Source organism: Pseudoalteromonas nanhaiensis (assembly GCF_051235485.1).
GTDB lineage: Bacteria > Pseudomonadota > Gammaproteobacteria > Enterobacterales > Alteromonadaceae > Pseudoalteromonas > Pseudoalteromonas lipolytica_C.
Genome location: NZ_JBPNYQ010000005.1, coordinates 56,841 through 79,939, shown reverse-complemented (window position 1 = coordinate 79,939; position 23,099 = coordinate 56,841). Strand labels below are relative to the sequence as shown.

At 41.8% G+C, this 23,099-nt stretch carries 22 protein-coding genes; 14 read left to right on the top strand and 8 right to left on the bottom strand.

The features are described 5' to 3' along the window. The first annotated feature begins 24 nt into the window (after positions 1-24). Positions 25-732 carry a helix-turn-helix domain-containing protein gene (locus tag ACSFVZ_RS06840; RefSeq protein ID WP_435558457.1) on the top strand — a complete coding sequence of 236 codons (708 nt, stop codon included), beginning with the start codon at positions 25-27 and terminating at the stop codon, positions 730-732. Between the two features lie 98 nt (positions 733-830). Continuing rightward, positions 831-1,751 carry a DMT family transporter gene (locus tag ACSFVZ_RS06835; protein WP_435558456.1) on the top strand — a complete coding sequence of 307 codons (921 nt, stop codon included), beginning with the start codon at positions 831-833 and terminating at the stop codon, positions 1,749-1,751. A gap of 101 nt (positions 1,752-1,852) precedes the next feature. On the opposite strand, the gene trhP is transcribed toward ACSFVZ_RS06835, so the two are convergent. From trhP to ACSFVZ_RS06815, 4 genes are all read right to left on the bottom strand, one after another. After that, positions 1,853-3,238: a prephenate-dependent tRNA uridine(34) hydroxylase TrhP gene (gene trhP / locus ACSFVZ_RS06830; protein ID WP_135926793.1), complete on the bottom strand. Its 1,386-nt coding sequence runs from the start codon at positions 3,236-3,238 to the stop codon at positions 1,853-1,855. Between the two features lie 344 nt (positions 3,239-3,582). Continuing rightward, complete coding sequence (locus tag ACSFVZ_RS06825) at positions 3,583-4,068, bottom strand: hypothetical protein (RefSeq protein WP_135926792.1); 486 nt, start codon at positions 4,066-4,068, stop codon at positions 3,583-3,585. Between the two features lie 79 nt (positions 4,069-4,147). Beyond that, complete coding sequence (locus ACSFVZ_RS06820) at positions 4,148-6,769, bottom strand: zinc metalloprotease (RefSeq protein ID WP_138558254.1); 2,622 nt, start codon at positions 6,767-6,769, stop codon at positions 4,148-4,150. Next, positions 6,769-7,380 carry a hypothetical protein gene (locus ACSFVZ_RS06815; RefSeq protein ID WP_199527499.1) on the bottom strand — a complete coding sequence of 204 codons (612 nt, stop codon included), beginning with the start codon at positions 7,378-7,380 and terminating at the stop codon, positions 6,769-6,771. The genes ACSFVZ_RS06820 and ACSFVZ_RS06815 overlap by 1 nt, the downstream gene beginning before the upstream one ends. 720 nt (positions 7,381-8,100) lie before the next feature. Here ACSFVZ_RS06815 and ndk point away from each other — a divergent pair. The 10 genes from ndk to ACSFVZ_RS06765 all read left to right on the top strand — a co-directional run bounded on the left by ndk (position 8,101) and on the right by ACSFVZ_RS06765 (position 18,995). Then, positions 8,101-8,532 carry a nucleoside-diphosphate kinase gene (gene ndk, locus ACSFVZ_RS06810; protein ID WP_036972405.1) on the top strand — a complete coding sequence of 144 codons (432 nt, stop codon included), beginning with the start codon at positions 8,101-8,103 and terminating at the stop codon, positions 8,530-8,532. A gap of 170 nt (positions 8,533-8,702) precedes the next feature. Continuing rightward, a complete protein-coding gene (rlmN, locus tag ACSFVZ_RS06805) occupies positions 8,703-9,833 on the top strand; it encodes a dual-specificity RNA methyltransferase RlmN (RefSeq protein WP_135926790.1) in 1,131 nt (376 codons plus the stop codon). A gap of 114 nt (positions 9,834-9,947) precedes the next feature. After that, positions 9,948-11,717: a type IV pilus biogenesis/stability protein PilW gene (gene pilW / locus ACSFVZ_RS06800; RefSeq protein WP_235382977.1), complete on the top strand. Its 1,770-nt coding sequence runs from the start codon at positions 9,948-9,950 to the stop codon at positions 11,715-11,717. Further along, positions 11,714-12,586, top strand: a complete 873-nt coding sequence (locus ACSFVZ_RS06795) for a RodZ domain-containing protein (RefSeq protein WP_235382976.1) — start codon at positions 11,714-11,716, stop codon at positions 12,584-12,586. The genes pilW and ACSFVZ_RS06795 overlap by 4 nt, the downstream gene beginning before the upstream one ends. 5 nt (positions 12,587-12,591) lie before the next feature. After that, positions 12,592-13,710, top strand: coding sequence for a flavodoxin-dependent (E)-4-hydroxy-3-methylbut-2-enyl-diphosphate synthase (ispG, locus tag ACSFVZ_RS06790; RefSeq protein ID WP_054553525.1), 1,119 nt, complete (start codon positions 12,592-12,594; stop codon positions 13,708-13,710). A 132-nt stretch (positions 13,711-13,842) separates the two neighbouring features. After that, positions 13,843-15,117: a histidine--tRNA ligase gene (hisS, locus tag ACSFVZ_RS06785; protein ID WP_138558258.1), complete on the top strand. Its 1,275-nt coding sequence runs from the start codon at positions 13,843-13,845 to the stop codon at positions 15,115-15,117. A 24-nt stretch (positions 15,118-15,141) separates the two neighbouring features. After that, positions 15,142-15,762, top strand: coding sequence for a YfgM family protein (locus ACSFVZ_RS06780; RefSeq protein WP_135926786.1), 621 nt, complete (start codon positions 15,142-15,144; stop codon positions 15,760-15,762). A 9-nt stretch (positions 15,763-15,771) separates the two neighbouring features. Continuing rightward, positions 15,772-16,950, top strand: coding sequence for an outer membrane protein assembly factor BamB (bamB, locus tag ACSFVZ_RS06775; protein ID WP_235382975.1), 1,179 nt, complete (start codon positions 15,772-15,774; stop codon positions 16,948-16,950). A 75-nt stretch (positions 16,951-17,025) separates the two neighbouring features. Beyond that, a complete protein-coding gene (gene der, locus ACSFVZ_RS06770) occupies positions 17,026-18,495 on the top strand; it encodes a ribosome biogenesis GTPase Der (RefSeq protein WP_135926784.1) in 1,470 nt (489 codons plus the stop codon). Between the two features lie 119 nt (positions 18,496-18,614). Continuing rightward, complete coding sequence (locus ACSFVZ_RS06765; RefSeq protein WP_135926783.1) at positions 18,615-18,995, top strand: VOC family protein; 381 nt, start codon at positions 18,615-18,617, stop codon at positions 18,993-18,995. 12 nt (positions 18,996-19,007) lie between these two features. Here the strand turns inward: ACSFVZ_RS06765 and ACSFVZ_RS06760 are convergent, their stop codons facing one another. Then, on the bottom strand, positions 19,008-19,448 hold the full coding sequence (locus ACSFVZ_RS06760) for a MarR family winged helix-turn-helix transcriptional regulator (RefSeq protein WP_135926782.1): 441 nt from the start codon (positions 19,446-19,448) through the stop codon (positions 19,008-19,010). 193 nt (positions 19,449-19,641) lie between these two features. Here ACSFVZ_RS06760 and ACSFVZ_RS06755 point away from each other — a divergent pair, with 193 nt between their 5' ends. Continuing rightward, positions 19,642-20,640 carry an NADP-dependent oxidoreductase gene (locus ACSFVZ_RS06755; RefSeq protein ID WP_138558260.1) on the top strand — a complete coding sequence of 333 codons (999 nt, stop codon included), beginning with the start codon at positions 19,642-19,644 and terminating at the stop codon, positions 20,638-20,640. Between the two features lie 51 nt (positions 20,641-20,691). On the opposite strand, the gene ACSFVZ_RS06750 is transcribed toward ACSFVZ_RS06755, so the two are convergent. From ACSFVZ_RS06750 to ACSFVZ_RS06740, 3 genes are all read right to left on the bottom strand, one after another. After that, positions 20,692-21,207, bottom strand: coding sequence for a TFIIB-type zinc ribbon-containing protein (locus tag ACSFVZ_RS06750; protein WP_435558455.1), 516 nt, complete (start codon positions 21,205-21,207; stop codon positions 20,692-20,694). A gap of 21 nt (positions 21,208-21,228) precedes the next feature. After that, the gene (locus ACSFVZ_RS06745; protein ID WP_135926959.1) at positions 21,229-21,816 is read right to left on the bottom strand and encodes a DUF4202 domain-containing protein; all 588 of its coding nucleotides are present in this window, start codon (positions 21,814-21,816) and stop codon (positions 21,229-21,231) included. 97 nt (positions 21,817-21,913) lie between these two features. Continuing rightward, a complete protein-coding gene (locus ACSFVZ_RS06740) occupies positions 21,914-22,369 on the bottom strand; it encodes a TlpA family protein disulfide reductase (RefSeq protein ID WP_435558454.1) in 456 nt (151 codons plus the stop codon). A 153-nt stretch (positions 22,370-22,522) separates the two neighbouring features. Between ACSFVZ_RS06740 and ACSFVZ_RS06735 the strand changes: the two genes are divergently transcribed. Beyond that, positions 22,523-23,089, top strand: coding sequence for a Tll0287-like domain-containing protein (locus ACSFVZ_RS06735; RefSeq protein ID WP_435558453.1), 567 nt, complete (start codon positions 22,523-22,525; stop codon positions 23,087-23,089). The last annotated feature ends 10 nt before the right edge of the window (positions 23,090-23,099 follow it).

Here is a 23,099-nt window from a genome sequence, read left to right as displayed (position 1 = left end):
TCAGCAAATGGTTATCACAAAACGATGCAAGGCAACCTATCTATCCGCTCATACAGTACTAAGCCTGTTAGTCATAGCCATGACTATCATCAACTTGTACTGCCCTTAAAAGGTGTGATTGCTATTAGTGTGGGTGATTTTCAAGGTAAAGTCGCCCCCGGTGAATGCGTAGTTGTCAAAGCCTCGCAAACACACCTGTTTACCGCAATGCCAGAGGCACGATTTGTGGTGGCCGATATGCCAACGCTACCGGATAACCTGGCCACTGCTGAGCGCTGCGTGTTTGCTATTAATCAATCACTTTGGGCATTTTTGCAGTTTGTAGCAAAGCAACTTGAGCAAGCGGTTAATCGTGAATTAGAACTTGCCATGTTTAACACCTTCAATTTGCTACTAACTGAGCAAATTATGCAGCCAAAGGTCGACAGCCGAATTAGTGAGGCCTTGCTTTATATTGACAGTCACCTAAGCACTCCTCTTCATATCAAACACCTTGCCAGCATTGCCTGTTTGAGCCCAACACAATTTAAACTGCTGTTTAAGCAACAAACGGGATTGACTGTCATGCACTATGTAACTAAACAACGAATGGAAAAAACCCAAGCCTTGCTAAGTCATACCGACTACCCGCTACAACGTATTAGTGAGTTAGTTGGTTACAATGATCTTTCATCTTTTAGCCGCAGTTTTTCAAAGTTCTTTGGTTTATCACCGAGCAAATTCAACAAATAACTTTAGTTTTAAACGCCAACAAAACCGTCCTTTTTGTCAAAAATTGTGCATCGATTTTGATTATGCTTTTTATATCTTAAATTTAAAGCGAATCATCAATGAACCATACCATCGCGACCATTGCCGTTTTAGTTGCCAGTGTGTTTTGGGGCACAACAGGCACGGCCGCAAGCTTTGCACCAGACATTAGCCCTTTTGCAATAGGTGCGTTTGCGATGGGGGTTGGCGGCGTATTACTTTGTTTAACCTCACTAAAACAGCTAATAAACAATGCGAGTACACTACGTAAGCACTACAGCCTAACCTTGCTCGGCTCGGCTTGTGTGGCTATTTATCCGCTGGCATTTTATACCTCTATGAATAGTGCTGGTGTGGCAATTGGTACTGTTGTTTCGATTGCCAGCGCGCCTTTATTTACCGTCTTATTGGAATACTTAATTGAGAAAAAGCCCATTGCAACTCGCTGGCTAGTCAGCTTTTGCTTTGGTGCAATAGGCATTGGCTTAATCGCGTTAGGTAAAGAGCATAACCTTGCTGCTAAGGGGCTGTTTAGCCAAAACATCGGCATTTTACTTGGCTTAATTGCAGGGCTTACCTATGCAGGTTATTCATGGGTTGCCAAACGTTTAATTAGCAGCGGCGTTCATTCAAGAGCGACTATGGCAAGCCTATTTGGCGGCGCAGCATGTGTGCTTTTGCCTTCGTTATTGATCACTGGAGATGCGCTTTTTGCCTCAGTTACCAACACCTGCGTGGCGCTTTACATGGCCATAGTACCGATGTTTTTAGGTTATTGGCTATTTAGTATTGGCTTAAAAACCATCGCGGCTAGCCAAGCCGTGCTCATTACTTTACTTGAGCCTATCATCGCCACCATACTGGCTATTGTGATTTTAAATGAGCAATTTCAGCAAATTGGCTGGCTTGGAATTGGCTTAGTGAGCGTTAGCTTGATAATTCAAACGGTCAATTTTAAACGAATATTAGTGCGCTACTCGAAACGTTTACTTATACCCTGAATTAAAATAATTAGAGAGGAAACTCAAAAGGACAATGTCTTGATAATATAGATTAAATGTATGCGCTAAGTCAGTTTAAACTCACTTAGCGCATGTTTACTTTAGGCTGTTTTAAAAGGATTACGCGTATCTTGGTTAGCATCAAGATTGCGCATCAAAATTGCGTGATCTAAATCGATATCTTCTGGCAGAGGAATTTTAACAATATGGCCTGAGCCTTTTGCATCGCTAATGGCTTCGCCTTTTTTGTTTTCCATAAAATCTAGCTTGAAGTTGATATTCCCTTTTGGCGTCATAAGCTCGAGTGAGTGACCAGTACAGAATTTATTTTTTACATCAATTTCAACTAAGCCATTATCGTTGCGGCCTAATACCTCACCCACAAACTGCTGTTTATCTGATACCGAATGACCGTACTCATAGTTTTGATAGTCTTGATGTGCATGGCGTTTTAAAAACCCTTCGGTATAACCACGGTGTGCTAAGTTTTCGAGAGTTTTAAATAAGTTTGCATCAAATGGGCGACCAGCAACCGCATCATCTATGGCTTTACGATATACTTGCGCAGTACGAGCAACATAGTAGAAAGACTTAGTTCGGCCTTCAATTTTTAAACTATGCACGCCCATTTTTGTAAGCTGATCAACATATTGAACTGCACGTAAGTCTTTTGAGTTCATAATGTAAGTACCATGCTCGTCTTCAAAAGCAGGCATGTACTCGCCAGGACGGCCTTGCTCTTCAAGCATAAATACTTCGTTACTTGGTGCACCATCACCAAGTGTTGGGATCACCGCTTTAGGGTCGATTTTATGCACCATTTCGCCGGTTTCATTTTCGGTGCCGGGTTTCACATCGTAATTCCAACGACATGCATTAGTGCAAGTGCCTTGGTTTGGATCGCGTTTATTAATATAACCTGATAACAAACAACGGCCAGAGTACGCCATACATAGTGCACCGTGAACAAACACTTCAAGTTCTGTATTTGGGCATAGTTCACGAATTTCAGCGATTTCTTCAAGCGATAATTCACGCGATAAAATAACTCGCTCAATACCCTGCTGAGCCCAAAAGTTCACTGTGGCATAGTTTACTGCATTCGCTTGCACAGATAAGTGAATCGGCATGTCTGGCCACTTTTCACGCACCAACATGATAAGCCCAGGATCAGACATGATCAGTGCATCAGGCTGCATCGCAATGACTGGCTCAATATCGCGTAGGTACGATTTAACTTTGGCATTGTGAGGAGCAATGTTCGACACCACATACAATTTTTTATTTTGCGCGTGCGCTTCGTTAATACCGATTTGCAGGTTATCTAGGTCAAACTCATTGTTTCGAACACGAAGACTATAACGAGGTTGCCCAGCGTAAACAGCATCTGCACCATAGGCAAAGGCATAACGCATATTCTTTAAACTACCTGCAGGTGATAACAACTCAGGCGTAAAAGGACGAGGGGTCAAAATAGGTGACGACATGAAAGCTCCATACATCGAACCGAGTACAAGTCGGTTGCATGAATTAATACGATAATGAAGCGCGGGAGTATAATAATCTGCCCAGTAATTTTATTGATCTAGATCATGATTCAATAAAACTCAGCAGCACGGTTATACCAATACGCTTAATTAAGGGAGCTCTTTTGAAGCAATAAAACCTTGTTAGCGACAGGTTTGATGCTTCAAAATCTTTAAGTATTATTGCGGATTGGTACCACATAGCATGCATATGTATAAATGATGTCTAAAGCAAAAAGTGACCGTAAGATGGTCACCTTTATAGCAAAGTCGACTGACAAGCTATTCTCATTAAAGTTATCGCCTTAAACTCCTGATAAACGCTCTCTGCGCTTTTTCCAAAGTAAAAACTGATAGCCAAGTAAACCGTCAGCTTGCATATTAATACGCCCCCCTGCGGCTTTTTCAATTTTCAACTCAGCGGGCTTGCCTGCTTGCTGAAACTCAAATAGATAAAAGCGCGTAGTTTGTTTATTTAAGTGAATAGCGAGCTGTTGCCGAGAGTCATTATAAAAGCTTATTAGGCTATTATTCTCAAATTGATACCTAACATTTTTATTTGTCGCTATTAACTTAGTCATAAGTTTGGCGAAGCTGTCATTCCAATTTGCTGACTTTTTCGCATATTCTATCGATGCCGGCGCATCTAATTCCCATACAGTCATTAATTCGCTGGGAAATTCACTTTTATCTTGATAGTTATCTGTTGTTGGGTTTGATTGTGCCCATCCATTAAAAGAAGTAAAGCTTAACAACAAGGCGGCAGCATAGAGTGGGATTCTTTTAAACATTGAAAACTCTTTGATACTGTAAAAATTAAAATAAAGACCCACTTTTCAGTGGGTCTTATGCGCTTAACAAAATAAACGATTAGTCATCTAAGTGCGCGCAGCGACCAAATTCAGCACCTAGTTTAACTGCCTCAACCACTTGCTTAGGGAAGCTAAGCTCACGGTCGCGGCCGTTATCACATACAAATGCTTTATTGGCATCAATTTCGATTGACAGTGTTAATCCAGCCACACCAGCCATAATCTCAGAGCCATTCGCACTTAAACCAAACATGTTATCGGTTAAGATACCTTTTGCTTCGGTTACGCCTTGTTTACCAAAGAACTCTTCTGTTGACATCCAACCAATACCTTTAAGGTAAATAGCGCCAACAAAACCGCCTGCTAATGGGCTACCAGCACGACCCGTAATTACTGACAAGTCGTCGTTTGCATCAAGTACCATAACTGAAGGTAAGCCAAAACCTAATTCAACTAACTCTTCATGGCTGTAGCCTAGGTCACAGTAATTAGTCCAAAAGCTTACCGCTGGAATGTTGTCACACCAACGCAGGCTACCAATTTGCTCTGTGGTATTTGATACTGTGTCCCAAACTTTAACGCCAACAGCACGACGGTTTTCAATTGCACCAAACGCAACATAGCGACCATCAACAGAAATAACTGAGTTATCAATCGCACCAAACTCGGTATGAGTATCAACAAGTTCACCATTTACCCAAGCAATTTGGGTAAAGCCATTTGTAGAACCTGTAATAGTCTTACCATTGCCTGATATACGGTCAGCTCGAGCCCATGCTGTACGACGGATCTCGGTATCACCATCTACTAGAGCGATTTCTTTACCTGAACCATACGAACGGTCAACCATCTTAGTACCTGGTAACAGTGTTGCCTTACCTGTTTTAACATCCCATACTGTTGGCATACCGACAGAACGAGCGCCTTCACCTTCTGCACAGCGGTTAGTTCCGTCATAAGGGAAGCGTGTATTACCTACGACAAGTTTACCCGCATCATCCATATCCCAAACACTTTGCGAGCTAAAACCTTGCTGGCTAGATAACGCACAGCTATTACCCGTCAAGTCTTCAAGCATTGATACGTGGCCTGAGTTAATATCCCAGATACCGCCTTGCATAATTCCGTTGTCATTAAAATGTGCGGTGATTGCTGCTTTAGTTGCAGTTTTATTCATCGCAGTATTTGTAGAGCTCAGTAATGCGTATCCATCAGGGCTAACTAATGTGTCAAATGACTTAGTCGCGCTGTCATATAAAAATGGGATACCTGATGACGTTGTTCCTAGCGCCTTCTTACCATTTTTCGCGTGGTCCATAACAAATGCTGAAATAAGTGGTGTATATTGGATACCGTCTTGATAACCGTTAAAGATCATCTCAACTTGCTTTGTCTCGCCTGCTGAAACAACAATTTCAGTTAAAGCACACGCATTATCAGTACTTGGGTCCGCACTTTCATTTTCATTCCAATACTCTGCTTCTGACAAAATATTTGTTTGCTGAGTTGGGTAGCCGCCAGCATTAATCTCTTGGGTATAAAGTGCATAACGCGCACCCGGAGTTAAACCATTAATAGTAAATGATCCATCAGGTCCAATACGACCTTGAGTCATATTACCTGACTGCTGACTGATCACATCTTCATAAGGATTATCAAGATTTCGAGCTATCAAGTTAATACCTGAGTACTCAACGCCTTCTTTTGTAAAAAGCTTGCCTTGAATGCTACCAAACTGTGATTTGTACTCGGCTGTTGGGTAAAGATCAGAGATGTTTACAATATCGTCTTTTACATTAATGGTATGCTGATTAGAACCTGCGCTTGAGCGAACATTAATAAACGGGAACATTGTTTCAATCGCTGAGAAATCTAGCATACTTGAGCTGGTAAACTTAGTTACACCAGCACAACCAGGCACACCATCGTATTGCGGACTATAGCTTGCCGACATATACACTAAATGACCATTTGCTTGAGAGTGAGACATATTAATCGCATGACCGAACTCATGGGTAAATACCCCACCTACTTGCGTGCCGTCAGTATCGTTAATATCAACATACCAGCCATTCATCAACGCAGTGGCTTCTAATATTTCACCTGTTTCTTCATCAGCCCATTCTGGGAATGCAATACCAAGCACTGAATTGCGAGGCACACCAAAATAGTTTTCTAAAATTCCACCGTCGGTGTCGTAGTTAACCCAAAAACCATAGCCGTTTTCAACGCCATAAATTTGGTCTACATTTTCAGCTGTTACATCAGCAATGCCGGTTTTTTCAAAGATTGTGCCTTGAATAGACATCTCAAATGTTGATGTTTCAACATCAGACCACTCTTTTACAGCGTTCGCTGTCACTGCATTTGCTTGCTCAACTGTTAAAAAAGTATAGTCACGGTCGAGCTCTGTATTCGCTGGGATCACAGTGCCATCAGGTAAGGTAACATCAATGTTAAATACGGTACCTTTTTCAAGCACACTAAATGTTTCAACATCATTACCATCTTTGTCTTTGATCAGCTGACCACCATCGGTCCAAACAGGAATACTGCCATTTGAAGTATCCCATTTGTAAGGCTGCATAGTTTGTTCATGAATATACAAAGGGCCGCCAGCTAATGCACCGGTTGATACTGTTGCTAGCGCTAATGCTGCTGCGATTCTTGAAAATTTCATTATTGTTGCACTCCAGATAGTTTACCCACTAAATCCATAAAAACACCTACATCAACCGCACCTGGTGTGGTTAAAAGGTTCTGTTGTTCAGCTGACAACTTACTGGTGTCTAACCCTTCAAAAACGCCTTGATTAGCAAAAATATTTTCTACCTTACCGTTACGTACAACAAACTTACCTTGTGCCAGACCTACCGTAGTTTGAAAGCCTGTAATAGATGCTGGTTTATACATAAAAGCAATCACTTGCTCGCCTTCGCGCCATTTAGAAAATCCCTCAGGTGTAGCCCCTAAGTAAACTTTGCCATTACCCATTGAACGAGGCTTAATCAAACCAAACTGGCGAAATGTATAAGTTGAGTCTTCTTTTACTTTGCCTTTTGCATCAGACGAAACTTCAATGGTCACTTCAGTATAAGGGCGGTTATTATCAAAACCGTCAGTAACACTAACTACGCGTCCTGAAATGATGCTTTGTGATTCCACCGTCATCTGTTGCAAATTTTGTTGTTTTAATTTCATTGCATTCGCTGCTGGCGAAAGTGTCAGCATCGTGCCTAAAGCAAAGGCCGAAGCACATGACAGCTTGGTAAACGCGCTGCGTAATTTCATTGATATCTCCTTCAATTATTAGAATTGTTTTCTCAGAACTGAACTTTGCCCATGACAAAGAAGCAATCCGTTACTAATTTATGACTGAATAGAAGTCGGAATTCACGTAAAACCATGTAGCGTTTTGTACACTCAAATTTAACATTTGAGTTACATTTTGATGTAAGGTGAATTACTAACCACTAATTAAAGAGTGATGCAAAAAGTAGAGTTAAAACACTAATTAATAGGAGAAAATAAAAAACAAAAGGATGATAAAGAATAGAAAACCCAGACTTAAATGAACCTAAAATTAACAACTGCACATTAATTGTTAATTATTTGTTTAAGCTAAATAAAGCTAACTTCAGCTTTAAAATTTGAATGCCTTAAAACTAAAAAAACACCTCGTTATTGCTTAGTAAATATCAGTGAAAATAATGTGCTGATTTTGCACTTCAGGCCTGACATTGAGCATAGAGTTCGCAAAACATCTTTATCTACATCAGCGACATTAAAGGTAAGAGTATCGAGTACAAACTATGCCCCAATTACTTTGGTATCATTAACTTACCATACGATTATTGGTTGACTGCATGACTTCTCTAGGGAAAATTTATACATTCATAAAAATGCCATCACGCTAATGTTTAATTAAATTAGGAATTTTCACGTAAAGCGCGTATAATTCGCGCCCGTTAATATTTATCCTTTTATATTCAAAATTATTGGAGCATAAAGATGGCTTTAGAGCGTACTTTTTCAATCGTAAAACCTGATGCAGTTGCTAAAAACCACATCGGTGCAATCTACAACCGTTTCGAAACTGCGGGTCTTAAAATTGTTGCAGCTAAAATGGTTCACCTTTCAAAAGAGAAAGCTGAAGGTTTCTACGCTGAGCACAGCGAGCGTCCTTTCTTCGGTGCTTTAGTTGAGTTCATGACATCTGGTCCAGTAATGGTTACTGTTCTTGAAGGTGAGAACGCAGTACTTAAAAACCGTGAAATCATGGGTGCTACTAACCCTGCTGAAGCACTAGCTGGTACTTTACGTGCTGACTACGCAGACAGCATCGACGAAAATGCTGTTCACGGTTCAGACGCTGTTGAATCAGCTGCACGTGAAATCGCATACTTCTTCGCTGACGAAGAAATCTGCCCACGTACTCGTTAATTTCGAGTTCACAGCTAAGTCTGTGATGCAGAAGAAAAAGGGCTTTCGGGCCCTTTTTTAGTCATTAGCTAAGCCTATTGTAAATCTGTTTAGCTAATGACTAAGTCGATTAAATAATATACAATCGCGCACCAAAACTACTTACCACCGTCACTGATTGAGGTTGTTTCATGACCACTGAAAAAAAGATTAATTTGTTAGATTTAAACCGAGACGCAATGCGTGAGCTATTCGTATCGTTCGGTGAAAAGCCATTCCGTGGCGATCAGGTGATGAAATGGATTTATCATTTTGGTGTAGACAATTTTGACGATATGACCAACGTCAATAAAAAGCTTAAAGAAAAACTAAAAGCTGAATGCGAAATTGTTGCTCCAGAAATCTCTGTTAAGCAAGTGGCAAGTGATGGCACCATCAAATACGCCCTATTGCTTAAAGGTGGCCAAGAAGTCGAAGCTGTTTGGATCCCTGAAAAAGACCGTGCAACTTTATGTGTTTCATCACAAGTTGGTTGTGCTCTTGAATGTACGTTCTGCTCTACAGCACAACAAGGCTTTAACCGTAACTTATCTGTGTCTGAGATCATCGGTCAGGTTTGGCGCGTAGCAAAAGACATTGGTTTAGACGGTGACAGCACAAAACGCCCTGTGACTAACGTGGTAATGATGGGTATGGGTGAGCCTCTGCTTAACCTTAAAAACGTCGTACCTGCGATGGAGCTTATGATGGACGATTGGGGTTTTGGTTTATCAAAACGTCGCGTTACTTTAAGTACATCTGGCGTGGTGCCTGCGCTTGACTTATTAAAAGAGAAAATCGACGTAGCGCTGGCTATTTCACTGCACGCACCAAACAATGAGCTGCGTGATGTACTGGTACCAATCAATAAAAAGTACCCAATCGAAGAGTTTTTAGCGGCGTGCCGTCGTTATATTGATGGCTCTAAAGCAAATAAAGATGTGACTATCGAATACGTTATGCTGCAAGGTGTGAACGACAGCACAGATCAAGCACACGAATTGGTTAAAACACTAAAAGGGACGCCTTCAAAAGTGAACCTTATTCCGTTTAACCCATTCCCGGGTAACGAATATGGTCGCTCAAGTAACAGCCGCATCGACCGCTTTTCAAAAGTACTACAAGCAGCGGGCATTACCTGTATTGTGCGTCGTACACGCGGTGATGATATTGATGCAGCTTGTGGCCAATTAGTCGGCGACGTTGTTGACCGCACTAAGCGTTTAGCGAAGAAGAAAATGCGCGAAGATAACGCAATTGCGGTAAATGTTCACCAAGCATAATCACAATATTTAAAGTAAAGCCTTTGTGCTAAACCTTTTATTTTTAAAATAATAGATGCAACACAAAGGCTTTTCGGTAAGATAGGCATACGGAATCAAAGAAGAGATTAGGTAATGCGATCTATACTTGCCCTAACAGTTAGTACATTGGCATTAGCAGGATGTGTCACAGAAAATAGCTACGACGGCAGTAACAGACCCGTTGTTGAAAAAGAAATAAACAACAGTGGTGCGGCGCGCACCCGTATAGCCCTTGCTTTACAATACTTAAAAACAGGCAATAATTCTCAAGCTAAGTACAACTTAGAACGTGCTGCCGATTTTGCACCTGATATTCCCGAAGTTCATTATTCTCTTGCCTATTATTATCAACAGGTTGATGAACCAGAACTCGCCGATAAAGCCTATCAACGCGCATTAAAAATTGCTCCAAATGATCCAAACACCTTAAATAACTATGGTGTATTTTTATGTGGTATTGGCGAATACGACCGTGCCGCTGAAGAATTTCTAAAAGCGATCGCAATTCCTAGCTATATTCGAGTTGCAGAAAGTTATGAAAATTTAGCTTTGTGCGCAATTGAGTTTGATGACTTTGATAATGCAGAAAAATACTTAAAATCAGCTTTAAATCACAGTTCACAACGCGCTTCATCGCTGATCACTCTCGCTGGACTTCATTACGCTAAAAGTGATTTACACAAAGCAGAAAGCGTTTTAGAAAAGTACGAATCAACAGGCCGTGTTACCCCAAGAGCATTAATGCTCAGTTATTTAATTCAACAGCGAATGGGCCACATCGAGAAAGCTGAAAAAACAGCCGGGATCATTTTACAAACTTATCCAGGTTCGAGCGAAGCAAAGATAATTTCATCAGGCCAAAATAAACGCTCAGAATTTGAAATTTTACGCGAAAAATATCGCCAAGCTCAGTTAGAAGAGCTACAAATTTCAAGTGATAACTTAGCTGTGAGTAAAGAGCAGCCAAAAATTCGTATCGTAAAGAAAAAAGTACCGCAAACAAAGGCTCGAGCAGGTCAAAGCACGGCTCTGTCTGCTGAATCTAACTCAAAACCAGCTGCGCAAGCGCTAGCAACAACATCAAGTAATGATCAACAAGCGTACGGTATTGAACCATCAACAATTGATGAAAATAAAAGCCAGCAGACAGCTGCAAAGATTGAAACTGAAAGTACCGGCTTTAAAACAGTTACTTCAACACCAAAAAATAGTAACCAAGCTGTCGATACGTCAGCCGTAATAAGCGCGCTATCTGTTGACGTTACCCCACAGACCACTGCCTCAGTCAGCTTACCAAATACTAAAAATGATGACGTAACGATTGTCTCGTTTGGTGAACCACAATCTGCTTATAAGCCAGAGCCTTCGGTTTCATCAAATCAAGTCGAAGCGGACAGTTCAGGCAGTGTGGTATTTTACGAAGCACAAAAGGATGAAAGCGTATTTAGTACCGACTCTGGGTTTTCATCTACATCAAGCCAACCTAGCTATAATGTGAGTGCAGAGCAAGTACAACTCCCCATGCTAAACCCAAGTGTACCTGCGCTGAATATTCCCTACCATATTATTCAAAATGGCGAAAACCTATTTAGCATTTCGGTGCGATACAATGTTAAACTACAGCAGATTTTGCAGTGGAATGGCTTCAAAGAATCGGATCGGGTCGAAAACGGCACCAAAGTGTATTTAAATGATCCGAACATTTATCACACGATCACTGAAGGTGATACGTTGTACAGCATAGCCACCCAGCATGGCGTGTTAATTGATCAATTAATGCGCTGGAATAAATTGAGCCCAGACGTTGCCCTTGAACCTGGGCATAGACTCTTATTAGTGGACCCTGACTCATACTCATTATGAATGAAGAAAATAACCTAGAACAACCGCAAGAAACGCTCGGCCAAGCGCTAAAAAAGCGCCGCGAAGAAGCAGGAATGAGCCTTGAGCAACTTGCCAGTGCATTAAAACTATCCGTTTTACAGCTGCAACGCCTTGAGAACGATGAGCACGAACTACTCGGCCCTATTACGTTTGTAAGAGGCTACATTAAAAGCTATTGCCGTGAGCTTAAAATTGATACTCAGGCAATTCTTGCTCTTTTACCTGAGCAAGTTGAGCCAGCTAAAAAGTCAAAGATGCAGAGCTTTTCGCGTCGTACAGAAAAAGAAGCAAATGATAACCGCTTGATGCTGTTTAGTTACTTTATCTTAGCAGTGATCATTGGCTCATCGGTTTTTTGGTGGTGGCAAAATAGCTCACCAGCACTTGAAGAACAAACCGCGACCGTAATGCCAAGTCAGCTCGAAACCAGTGAACTTACACCAGCAACAGAACAGTTGAGCAGTGAAACTGAGCAACTTAACGCGCAACCAGCAACAAGTTCAGTGCCACCAGAGAGTGAAAATGCACAACCTGCTACCAATGATGCCAACGTCGTTGAAGCTAAAAAGCCTATTGAAGAGCAGAGTAATTTAGACCCAGAACACAGCACTGTGGTAATGCACTTCAATGAAGACAGCTGGGTAGAAATTCACGATGGCAATGGCGATCGTATCGCATTTGGAGTTAAAAAAGCCGGTTACGTGATGACCGTAACAGGCCCTCAGCCGTTTAATGTTGTACTTGGCAAACACCAAGTGGTTGATATTACTTTTCAAGGTGAAGCCGTCGACACCTCACATTTTGCCAAAAATCGCTTAGCCAAATTTACTTTACCGTTATCAGAGTAATCGCAATGTTTTCAGAATCTCCTATTAAACGCAGAAAATCGACCCGTATTAACGTAGGTAATGTACCAATTGGTGATGGTGCACCAATTGCCGTTCAGTCGATGACCAACACCAACACCTTAGATATCGATGCCACGGTTGCGCAAATTCAAGCTATTCAAGATGCGGGTGCCGATATTGTGCGCGTATCTGTGCCGACCATGGAAGCGGCTGAAGCATTTAAAAGCATTAAAGAGCAAGTCACTATTCCACTTGTGACCGACATCCACTTTGACTACCGTATTGCGTTGAAAGTGGCACAATATGGCGCGGATTGTTTGCGTATTAACCCTGGTAACATAGGTAGCGAAGAACGTATTCGTGCCGTTGTAGACTCAGCGCGTGAGCATAATATACCTATTCGAATTGGTGTCAACGGCGGTTCATTAGAGCGTGACTTACAAGAAAAATACGGTGAGCCAACACCAGAAGCCTTGCTTGAGTCAGCAATGCGCCATGTTGAAATCTTACAGCGTTTAGACTTTGATCAATTTAAAGTATCCGTAAAAGCCTCTGATGTATTTTTAGCGGTGGGAGCATATCGTCTACTAGCTAAAGAAATCGACCAGCCTTTGCATTTAGGTATTACCGAAGCAGGTGGTATGCGTTCGGGCTCTGTTAAATCAGCTGTTGGCTTAGGTATGCTGCTTGCCGAAGGCATTGGTGACACACTACGCGTTTCACTTGCTGCCGATCCGGTACAAGAGATCAAAGTGGGTTTTGATATTTTAAAATCATTACGCATTCGCTCACGCGGTATTAACTTTATTGCCTGCCCGAGTTGCTCACGCCAAGAATTTGATGTGGTAAGCACCATGAATCAGCTTGAAGAGCGACTAGAAGACGTGGTTGAGCCTATGTCAGTGTCTGTTATTGGTTGTGTGGTGAATGGTCCAGGCGAAGCACTCGTTAGCGACATAGGTCTTGCAGGAGCTAACCGCCGTTCTGGTTTATATATTAACGGTGAGCGTCAAAAAGCACGTATTGATAACGATAACATTGTTGATCAGCTAGAAGGTTATGTGCGTGACTTTATCGCCAAAAAAGAGAAAGAAACGCCAATCGACATCAAAATCGTTGAATAATTCGCATATACTCGGCAAACCCTCAGGTTTGCCGTTTACCTTTATCGCCCAAACGGTATAATAGCGGGTCAATTTTTTAGTTTTTCTTGATGCGCGATTTTTCAGCGCAAGTACAGTATTTAGGATTTATCAGTGGCAAAACAAATTCAGGCAGTTCGTGGTATGAACGATTGTCTGCCAGGCGATACGCAAATTTGGCAGAAAGTAGAAGACATTTTACGTGAAACAGTTTCATCGTTTGGTTATCAAGAAATTCGTTTTCCAATTGTTGAATCAACCGACCTTTTCAAGCGCTCTATCGGTGAAGTGACTGATATCGTAGAAAAAGAAATGTATACCTTTGCTGACCGTAATGGCGATAACCTAACACTTCGCCCTGAAGGTACTGCAGTATGTGTGCGTGCAGGTAATGAAAACGGTTTACTGTATAACCAAGAACAACGCTTATGGTACATGGGTCCGATGTTCCGCCACGAGCGCCCACAAAAAGGCCGCTACCGTCAATTCCACCAATTTGGTTTAGAGACATTCGGCATCGCCACTGCTGATATCGATGCAGAAGTTATTTTGCTGACAGCCCAATTATGGAAAGAGTTTGGTATTAGCGAACACGTTCGTCTTGAGCTTAACTCACTGGGCTCAAATGAAGCGCGTGCTGACTACCGTGATGCGCTTGTTGCCTATTTAGAACAGCATGTAGATGTACTAGACGAAGACTCAAAACGTCGTATGCACACTAACCCGTTACGCGTTTTAGATAGTAAAAACCCTGATGTACAAGCAATTTTGACTGATGCACCTAAATTATCAGAGCACTTAGACGCTGAATCAAAAGAACATTTTGCAAATTTATGTGAACGTTTAGACGCTGCTGGCGTCGAATACACGGTTAATGAAAAACTAGTGCGTGGTTTAGACTACTACAACCGCACTGTGTTTGAATGGGTAACCGATAGTTTAGGCGCACAAGGCACTGTTTGTGCCGGTGGCCGTTACGATGGACTTGTAGAACAACTCGGTGGTAAAGCAACCCCTGCAGTTGGTTTTGCTATGGGTCTTGAGCGTTTGGTGTTATTACTTCAAGCCTTGGAATGTGTAGGTGACATCCGCCGTAGTGCTGATGTATATTTGGCAGCCATGGGCGACAAAGCAAGCATTCAAGCGCCAATTATTGCAGCTCAATTACGCAATGACGTTGCTGGCCTTCGTGTTATGGTTCACGCTGGCGGCGGCAACTTTAAAAAACAGTTAAAACGCGCAGATAAAAGCGATGCACTCGTGGCCGTTATTATCGGTGAAGATGAATTAGAACAAGGCGTTGTGACAATTAAGTACTTACGTGAGCGTAAAGAACAAGTCACCTTAAAACTAGAAGAAGCGAAAACGCTACTAGCTGAGCTTATTTAAGCCCAGCTAGCAACAGAGGTAAGCATGGAAATTTATTCAACTGAAGAACAACAAGCAGAAGCAATCAAACGCTTTTTCCGTGAAAACGGTTTAGCACTAGGTATTGGTATCGTAGCTGGTTTAGGTGGACTATACGGGTGGAAAGCGTATAACCAAAGCCAAATCACCAATGCAGAAAATGCATCTGACTCATTCAATCAACTTGTTGAAAGTGGTGCCGTGCTAGAGAATGCGGATAACTTCATTAAAAACAATAGCGAATCAAGTTATAGCACGTTAGCTGCTTTTGTTGCTGCTAAAGAAGCAGTAGAGAAAGGTGACCTTGATACAGCTAGCGAAAAGCTAAACTGGATCATCACTAATGAACAAAATAAAGAGCTAAAAGCAACGGCAACAATGCGTCTTGCACGTGTTCACCTTGCACAAAAACAATTTGAGCAAGCATTAACAACCTTGAATGCACAGCTACCAGCATCATTCACCGCTGCAGTTGCTGAATTAAAAGGCGACGTTTATGCTGCACAAGGCGATAAAGCAGAGGCGCGCAGTCAATACCAAGCTGCTGCCGACAATGGTGGCCTTGATAACAATCCGTTATTACAAATTAAACTTGATGACTTAGCACAAACTAGCCCAGCGGCGTAAGGGGTTAAGATGAAAAAGTTAACAGCGGCAACACTTGCTCTGTGTATCGCAACCCTAACTGGGTGTTCGTCAAGTGATGACGAAGAAGAACTTGTATTACCGCAAATTGTTAATCAATTTGAAACGGACGTAGTGTGGCAAGAATCAATAGGTGATGGTGTTCAACACTATTTTTCACGTTTAACACCTGTGGTACACGATGATGTGGTGTATGTTGCAAACCGTGAAGGCCTAGTTGAAGCGCTATCGCTTGAAAATGGCAACACGCTATGGCAAACAGACGTACGTGAAAATGCATCTTTTTGGCCTTGGGAAACCACAGAAAGTGCCAAATTATCGGGTGGTATTTTACAAGCTTACGGCAAGATTTATATTGGCTCTGAACACGGCTATTTAACAGCCCTTGATCGCGAAACCGGTGAAATTGTTTGGCGCAAAACAATGCCTGGCGAAGTACTTGCTAAACCAGCTGCAGGCGATGGCCTAATTTTTGTAAACTTAGCTTCTGGCAAATTATTAGCTGTGCACCCAGATACAGGTGAAGAGCGCTGGCGCTTTGAACAAGAAGTACCACCGCTAACATTGCGTGGTCAAAGCTCACCAACCGTCGCGAATGGTGGTGTATTACTTGGCCTTGAAACAGGCAAGCTAAGCGTACTAATTTCAGAAAACGGTTACTCTGCATGGAGTGCTGAAATTGCCACACCAAAAGGGGCATCTGAATTTGAGCGTTTAGTTGATGTGGATACTCAAGCACTGATCAGTGGCCCATATGCTTACGCAATTGCCTATAATGGTAATTTAGCCGCTGTTGATATTCGTTCTGGTAATGTTGTTTGGAAACGTGAATATAGCAGCTACCGTGATTTATCTATGGATAGCCAGTCTATCTATGTAGTTGATAGCGATGGCGTTGTTTACGGTCTAGATAAGACATCAGGTATTGAGCGTTGGAGCCAACCGGCACTACGCGGCTGGTACTTAACAGGCCCAACTGTGGCTGGTAAGTATTTAGCACTGGGTGACCAAGAAGGTAACCTGCACTGGTTAGACAAAGAAACGGGTGAGCTTGTATCGCGCGAAGACTTTGACAGCTCAGGCTTCTTTATCGAGCCTGTTGTTGCCGGTGACAAATTAATTTTATACACCCGAGATGGTGAAGTTAGCGCGGTTAAAATCCCAAACTAACTTACTAATAGTAAACGTTATTTTTCTAAGGCTTCGCTTGGCGAAGCCTTTTGTTGTTTTTTTAAGAGGTAGTTTATGCTTCCCGTGATCGCTCTTGTTGGGCGACCCAATGTGGGCAAATCCACATTATTTAACCGTTTAACACGTACTCGTGACGCCCTCGTAGCCGACTTTCCTGGCTTAACACGAGATAGAAAATATGGCCAAGCTGACTACGATGGCTATGAATTTATCGTGGTAGACACGGGTGGTATTGACGGCTCTGAGCAAGGTATTGAAACCGAAATGGCTGAGCAGTCGCTATTAGCGATTGAAGAAGCCGATATCGTGTTATTTTTAGTTGATGCTCGCGCAGGTATGACTGCTGCTGACCAAGCGATTGCTAACCATCTACGCAAACAACAAAAGAAATGTTTTGTTGTAGCAAATAAAGTAGACGGTATTGATGCAGACTCATATTGTGCTGAATTCTATCAATTAAGCCTAGGTGAAGTGCATCATATTGCAGCGGCTCACGGCCGTGGTATCACGCAACTCCTTGATACGACTTTACAGCCTGTTATTGCTGAACTTGCAAGCGAAAGTGAAGAGCTTGAAGAAAGTGATGACGAACTAATTGATCTTTACAGCGAAGATGAAGAAGGCGAAAACAGCGAGCAAGCCTTTGCTGACAAGCCTATAAAGCTTGCTATTATCGGTCGCCCTAATGTTGGTAAGTCAACACTTACAAACCGTATCTTAGGTGAAGAACGTGTAATCGTTTACGATATGCCGGGTACCACCCGTGACTCTATCTATATTCCGATGACACGTAACGATAAAGAATACATCCTTATCGATACCGCAGGTGTTCGTAAGCGTAAAAAAGTAAGTGATGTTGTTGAGAAGTTCTCAGTTATTAAAACATTACAAGCAATCGAAGATGCCAACGTCGTGTTACTAGTGGTTGATGCGCGCGAAGGTATTTCTGATCAAGACTTAAGCCTACTAGGTTTTGCTTTAAATGCAGGGCGTTCTTTGGTTGTTGCTGTAAATAAGTGGGACGGCCTTGATGATTACGTTAAAGAGCGTATTAAGTCAGAGCTTGACCGCCGCTTGGGCTTTATCGATTTTGCACGTTTGCATTTTATCTCTGCCTTACACGGCACAGGTGTTGGTCACTTATTTGAGTCAGTAGACGAAGCCTACGAGTCAGCAACTAAACGTATTAGCACAGCTATGCTGCGTCGTATCATGGATATGGCACAAGCCGATCACCAACCGCCACTTGTTCGCGGTCGTCGTGTTAAACTTAAATATGCTCACGCAGGTGGCTATAACCCACCACGTATCGTGATCCACGGTAACCAAGTTCATGACTTACCTGATAGCTATAAACGCTACTTAATGAACTATTATCGCAAAGCATTAAATATTATGGGTACGCCAATCAAAATTGAATTTAGAGAAGGCGACAACCCTTACGCTGGTCGTACTAACAAAGTGACCTTATCGCAAAAACGTAAAATCCGTGCGTTTGCGAAAGAAAATCGCAACAAGTCGTAGCCAATTGCTAAACTAAGTGTAAAGTATTAAAAAAAACCTTGTGAGTATGACTTACAAGGTTTTTTTATTAATAAAACTATGCTTTATTTAATAAACGAACAATAAATAGAGCAACATAAATGGACTTTCTAAGTCAGGTTATTTACGTCGATAACGTAGAAGAAGTACTCGACTTTTACTATCAAGCATTTGGTTTTAATACCAATCATATCAGTGATGATGCCGATTACGGTGAACTTGTTACAGGGCCTGTTAAGCTTGCTTTTGCAACCCATCCGCATGCGCAATCGTATTTTAAGCAAGGGTATATTCGTGCCCACCCTAAGCAACCTGCACTTGGTTTTGAGCTAAGGTTCAGCTGCCATAATTTAGTAGAAAGTTACGATAAAGCAGTGCTTGCTGGCGCTGAGCCATTGTGTCCGCCAACTAAAAAAGACGCCCAGCATTATGCGTATGTTCGTGCTATTGAGGGCACCTTGGTATGTTTAGTAGAAGATTAGCCTTTGGTAAGGTCAGTCTTTTGTAAGATCCGTTTTAGTAAGGTCAGTGTGTAGCTCAAGGGTTAACTCGCGTAATAACTCGATTCGCTCCAAACTCATGTTTGAGCGCGCCATTAACTTAGCCGTTAATGCTTCGGCATCAGTTTTAAGCTGCATGCCCTGCTCTGTTAATGAGATTACTTTTTTGCGCTCATCTTCATTCGATACCTGACGCGTCAATAAACCTTTCGTTTCTAAGCGTTTAACTATTGGTGTTAAGGTGCCTGAGTCTAAGTGCGTATCATGAGAAAGCGCTTTTAAACTCACCTGATTTTTATACCAAAGTGAGTGCATCACAATATATTGCGGATAGGTCAAGTCATAAGCTTCAAGGATTGGTCGAAACGCTCTGATCAACGCATTTGTTGCACTGTATAAAGTGAAACACACATTGTCTGATAAGTTGTTGCTCATGCTATTACCCTAAACTGAAATACAGCCGTATTATTGCCTTAATTTAGTTTGCGCGCAAATTATTTTCTGACGATCTATTGCCTTTTACCGTAAACTTCATTAAATTGGCCGCAAATAGTTTGCGCACAAATAATTTGCGCAGGCTATAATTATTCGCTCACTAGCCTAGCTAGCTCAAGTATTCGAGGTTTATATGGTTACAAGTCAACAAATTCACTTAGTTTCACGCCCAACGGGCATGCCTACACAGGCTAATTTTGCGCAGGTAGACGTATCACTTCCAGATTTGAACGACGGCGAAGTGTTAATTAAAAATACTTGGATGTCTGTCGACCCTTACATGCGCCCACGCATGATCGATCGTAAATCATATATCGCGCCTTTTAACTTAAACGAAGTGATGGAAGCCGGTGCTATCGGCGAAGTAGTTGAATCACGCAATAACGACTTTCCGGTAGGAAGCAAAGTAAGTCATATTAGTGGCTGGCGTACCATGCACATTAGCGATGGCAGCGATTTAACCCTACTACCTAGTGTACCACTGCCTGACCAACTGTTTTTAAGTACTATGGGCATGACAGGGTTAACCGCATGGGCAGGTTTAACAAAGGTAATTAGCCTAAAAGAAACCGACACTGTGTTTGTGTCAGCGGCATCAGGGGCTGTAGGTAGCGTAGTGTGCCAAATTGCTAAGCTAAAAGGCTGTAAGGTAATTGCATCGGTTGGCTCTGACGAAAAAGCGCAGATGGTAAAAGCGTTAGGCGTTGATGAGGTAATTAACTATAAAACGGTAGCAAACCTAACAGAAGCTCTTGAACAAGCGGCACCACAAGGTATTGATGTGTACTTTGAAAACGTAGGTGGCGATCATCTGGAAGCCGCACTTAATGTAATGAACGATTACGGCCGTATTCCTGTTTGTGGCATGATCTCAGGTTACAATAACGACACAGCACAGCCAGGGCCAAGCAACCTGTTTTATATCAACTCGAAAAAGCTCACCATGCAAGGCTTTATCGTGATTGATTATTTTGATCAGTTCCCTGAGTTTATTGAGCAAATGGGCGCGTGGATCAGCGAAGGTAAAATTAAATCTGAAGAAACAGTTTACCATGGCATCGAAAATGCCGTTGATGCATTTCTTGGCCTGTTCGAAGGTAAAAATAAAGGAAAAATGCTAGTTAAGCTTTAACACTTAATAGCTAATAAAGCCTGTATCTTAATTGGTACAGGCTTCTTATTTTCAGTCATTCAAAATCGATAAATAGGCAAGTTCTGCTAGTTTTTCTAAAGATGACGTTGCATTAGACTCAGGCTTTTTAGCATGAACAGAGTGACGTCTTTTCGAGATTTTAACTTGAATAAAACCATGATTATTGGCCATATCAATACGCAGCATTTCACGCTCTTTTGGCGTTAAATGATTTTCATGAATTTTTTCAAGCTCACCATGATCGAGCCAGATAGCCGCACAGTTTGGGCACTCGTCTATTTCAACCACTTTAAGTGGACTAAAAAAACGCCGCATCATCACCACCTCAGGGCACTTAGGGCAATTAATTCGCGTTGCTATATCAACACATTCTGTTGGCAAGGTTTGTAAATGAGCCACCAGCACTTGCGCGGGTTTTAAACTTGGATCGCTAAAGTGAAATATTTGTCGGTTATCAAAAAATACGCCACCAGATTTTGATAAATATACTTTAACATCGCCAATACTCACTTCTTCAAGGGCTGTTTTAGTACGTGGGCAAAACATATTACATCCTTGTTTTTATAATTAATTTAGCGCTTTTGTTATTAACGGCTTAAGTGGCTCAGGTAAGCTGATGTGTCCAGCTAATACAAATTCATGTGCTTCATCTGACATTTTTTGCCATGTTTTACGAATAATACCCAGCCATTTTTGCTCATCGTAATCAGGCTTGCTACTTGCAAAGTCAAGCATGTAATGCTCAATAAACACGAGGCTGGCGATATCTTCAATCAATTGGCTATCAGGATTTCGTTTTATATTCTTTTTAGCAACGGCTGCATAAACACGCTCACAATCAGCCGTTGAATAACCAGCCGCTTTCATGAGGGCTGTTACACGCTCAGCATGAAAATCATATAAAGCTGTGCGCCATTGATAATAACCTTGCTTACCCATAGGAAAATCACTTCGCGGAGAGCGCCAGCGCTCAATATGTTGCCCTCGGGCAGCAATATGCATTAGCTCATCGGCTTGAGGCTTAAAACGATTGAGCATATCGGTCATACGCATGGCATATAAACCTTCTTTTGCAAATTCTTGTTCATCGACTAGAACTCGATTTGGGTCTACTGCATTGGCTGTATCAATGGCTTTAATAACGGCGGTATACATCATGGGTTCTCATTGTTATTGCTTCAAAGTGATTGTAAATGGCAACAATCACTTTGGCTATATTGCATCAGGCAATCTGGAACTGCTAGCTTGAGATCTAGTTTTGCAAAGTTAAATCAGCAGCAATACTTTGCTTTGGTTTTTCTATCATGCGCGCGAGCTCTTTTTCGCCATTGCTAACGATAATGGTTGGCGTATACAGTAAATCGTGCTGCTTTGCTAAACCGGCAGGATCAAGCTTATCGTAGCCTACAGCCACTAATTTAAGGGATCCTAATTGCACATTCGCTGTATCAATAAGTTTTAAAAAACGAGGGACTTCACGTTTAGAGTCATGGCACCAAGTGCCTAAAAACACCAACACTTGCTTACCTTGCAGTGCTCTTATAGTACTTAGCTCTTCTTCACTGGGTGAGTAATCATTATATTCTTCACTAAAAGCAGGATAGTCTTTAAGTAAGTCTGCAACGCTGATATCTCCACTATAAGGACCTGAGCTTGCAAATGTAAAAACAGAAAATAACAATAAAGCGATATAAACTAATTTTTTCATATTTTGTTCTCTGAATATTTTTCTCACCATAACCAATTTAACAGCAACACTCCAGCATGCTATTAGCGTGAATCCTGTTTTTTTGCAGCATAAATTGGCATGTAGAGTAAATGCGAACTACTATATTAGATATATCTAATATAAGGCCTTACAATGCATACTTTAAGAACGATAGCGCTTTGCACTCTATTGCTTTCACCTAACCTTTATGCTGAAACGAATTCTGCTACCCTAGAAACCCAAGCAGCTGAGCGAGTAACTGAATTTGCCACTACGCTCAAATCAGCACTAGGAGCCGCTATAAAACAAGGCGGTTTAGTTGAAGGTATTAACGTGTGCAAAATGCAAGCCCCTGCTATTGCCGAAAGCTTATCAACCGATGGTTGGACTGTGGCACGTAAAAGCACTAAAAACCGAAATCCGAACAATAAACCAGATGACTGGGAAGCTGAAAAAATCGCCCAGCTAATTGATATGATCAGAAACTCAGAAAGCATTGATAATGTGACTTTCTCGACCAATAAAGATGGCCAATTCCGCTTTGCTAAAGCAATAAAAGTCGCGCCAGTTTGCCTCAATTGTCATGGTCAAACGATTGCTCCAGAAGTAAAGCAAGTGCTTAGTGAGCATTACCCCCATGATTTAGCCACAGGCTATCGGCTTGGTGATTTAAGAGGAATATTCTCTATTACCAAAGAACTCGACACGTCTGAGCCATAAAATATAAGCC

Coding starts and splice junctions, on each gene's coding strand:
- ACSFVZ_RS06840 (WP_435558457.1), top strand. CDS start 25: ATGCAAGGCAACCTATCTATCCGCTCATACAGTACTAAGCCTGTTAGT.
- ACSFVZ_RS06835 (WP_435558456.1), top strand. CDS start 831: ATGAACCATACCATCGCGACCATTGCCGTTTTAGTTGCCAGTGTGTTT.
- trhP (WP_135926793.1), bottom strand. CDS start 3,238: ATGTCGTCACCTATTTTGACCCCTCGTCCTTTTACGCCTGAGTTGTTA.
- ACSFVZ_RS06825 (WP_135926792.1), bottom strand. CDS start 4,068: ATGTTTAAAAGAATCCCACTCTATGCTGCCGCCTTGTTGTTAAGCTTT.
- ACSFVZ_RS06820 (WP_138558254.1), bottom strand. CDS start 6,769: ATGAAATTTTCAAGAATCGCAGCAGCATTAGCGCTAGCAACAGTATCA.
- ACSFVZ_RS06815 (WP_199527499.1), bottom strand. CDS start 7,380: ATGAAATTACGCAGCGCGTTTACCAAGCTGTCATGTGCTTCGGCCTTT.
- ndk (WP_036972405.1), top strand. CDS start 8,101: ATGGCTTTAGAGCGTACTTTTTCAATCGTAAAACCTGATGCAGTTGCT.
- rlmN (WP_135926790.1), top strand. CDS start 8,703: ATGACCACTGAAAAAAAGATTAATTTGTTAGATTTAAACCGAGACGCA.
- pilW (WP_235382977.1), top strand. CDS start 9,948: ATGCGATCTATACTTGCCCTAACAGTTAGTACATTGGCATTAGCAGGA.
- ACSFVZ_RS06795 (WP_235382976.1), top strand. CDS start 11,714: ATGAATGAAGAAAATAACCTAGAACAACCGCAAGAAACGCTCGGCCAA.
- ispG (WP_054553525.1), top strand. CDS start 12,592: ATGTTTTCAGAATCTCCTATTAAACGCAGAAAATCGACCCGTATTAAC.
- ACSFVZ_RS06780 (WP_135926786.1), top strand. CDS start 15,142: ATGGAAATTTATTCAACTGAAGAACAACAAGCAGAAGCAATCAAACGC.
- bamB (WP_235382975.1), top strand. CDS start 15,772: ATGAAAAAGTTAACAGCGGCAACACTTGCTCTGTGTATCGCAACCCTA.
- der (WP_135926784.1), top strand. CDS start 17,026: ATGCTTCCCGTGATCGCTCTTGTTGGGCGACCCAATGTGGGCAAATCC.
- ACSFVZ_RS06765 (WP_135926783.1), top strand. CDS start 18,615: ATGGACTTTCTAAGTCAGGTTATTTACGTCGATAACGTAGAAGAAGTA.
- ACSFVZ_RS06760 (WP_135926782.1), bottom strand. CDS start 19,448: ATGAGCAACAACTTATCAGACAATGTGTGTTTCACTTTATACAGTGCA.
- ACSFVZ_RS06755 (WP_138558260.1), top strand. CDS start 19,642: ATGGTTACAAGTCAACAAATTCACTTAGTTTCACGCCCAACGGGCATG.
- ACSFVZ_RS06750 (WP_435558455.1), bottom strand. CDS start 21,207: ATGTTTTGCCCACGTACTAAAACAGCCCTTGAAGAAGTGAGTATTGGC.
- ACSFVZ_RS06745 (WP_135926959.1), bottom strand. CDS start 21,816: ATGTATACCGCCGTTATTAAAGCCATTGATACAGCCAATGCAGTAGAC.
- ACSFVZ_RS06740 (WP_435558454.1), bottom strand. CDS start 22,369: ATGAAAAAATTAGTTTATATCGCTTTATTGTTATTTTCTGTTTTTACA.
- ACSFVZ_RS06735 (WP_435558453.1), top strand. CDS start 22,523: ATGCATACTTTAAGAACGATAGCGCTTTGCACTCTATTGCTTTCACCT.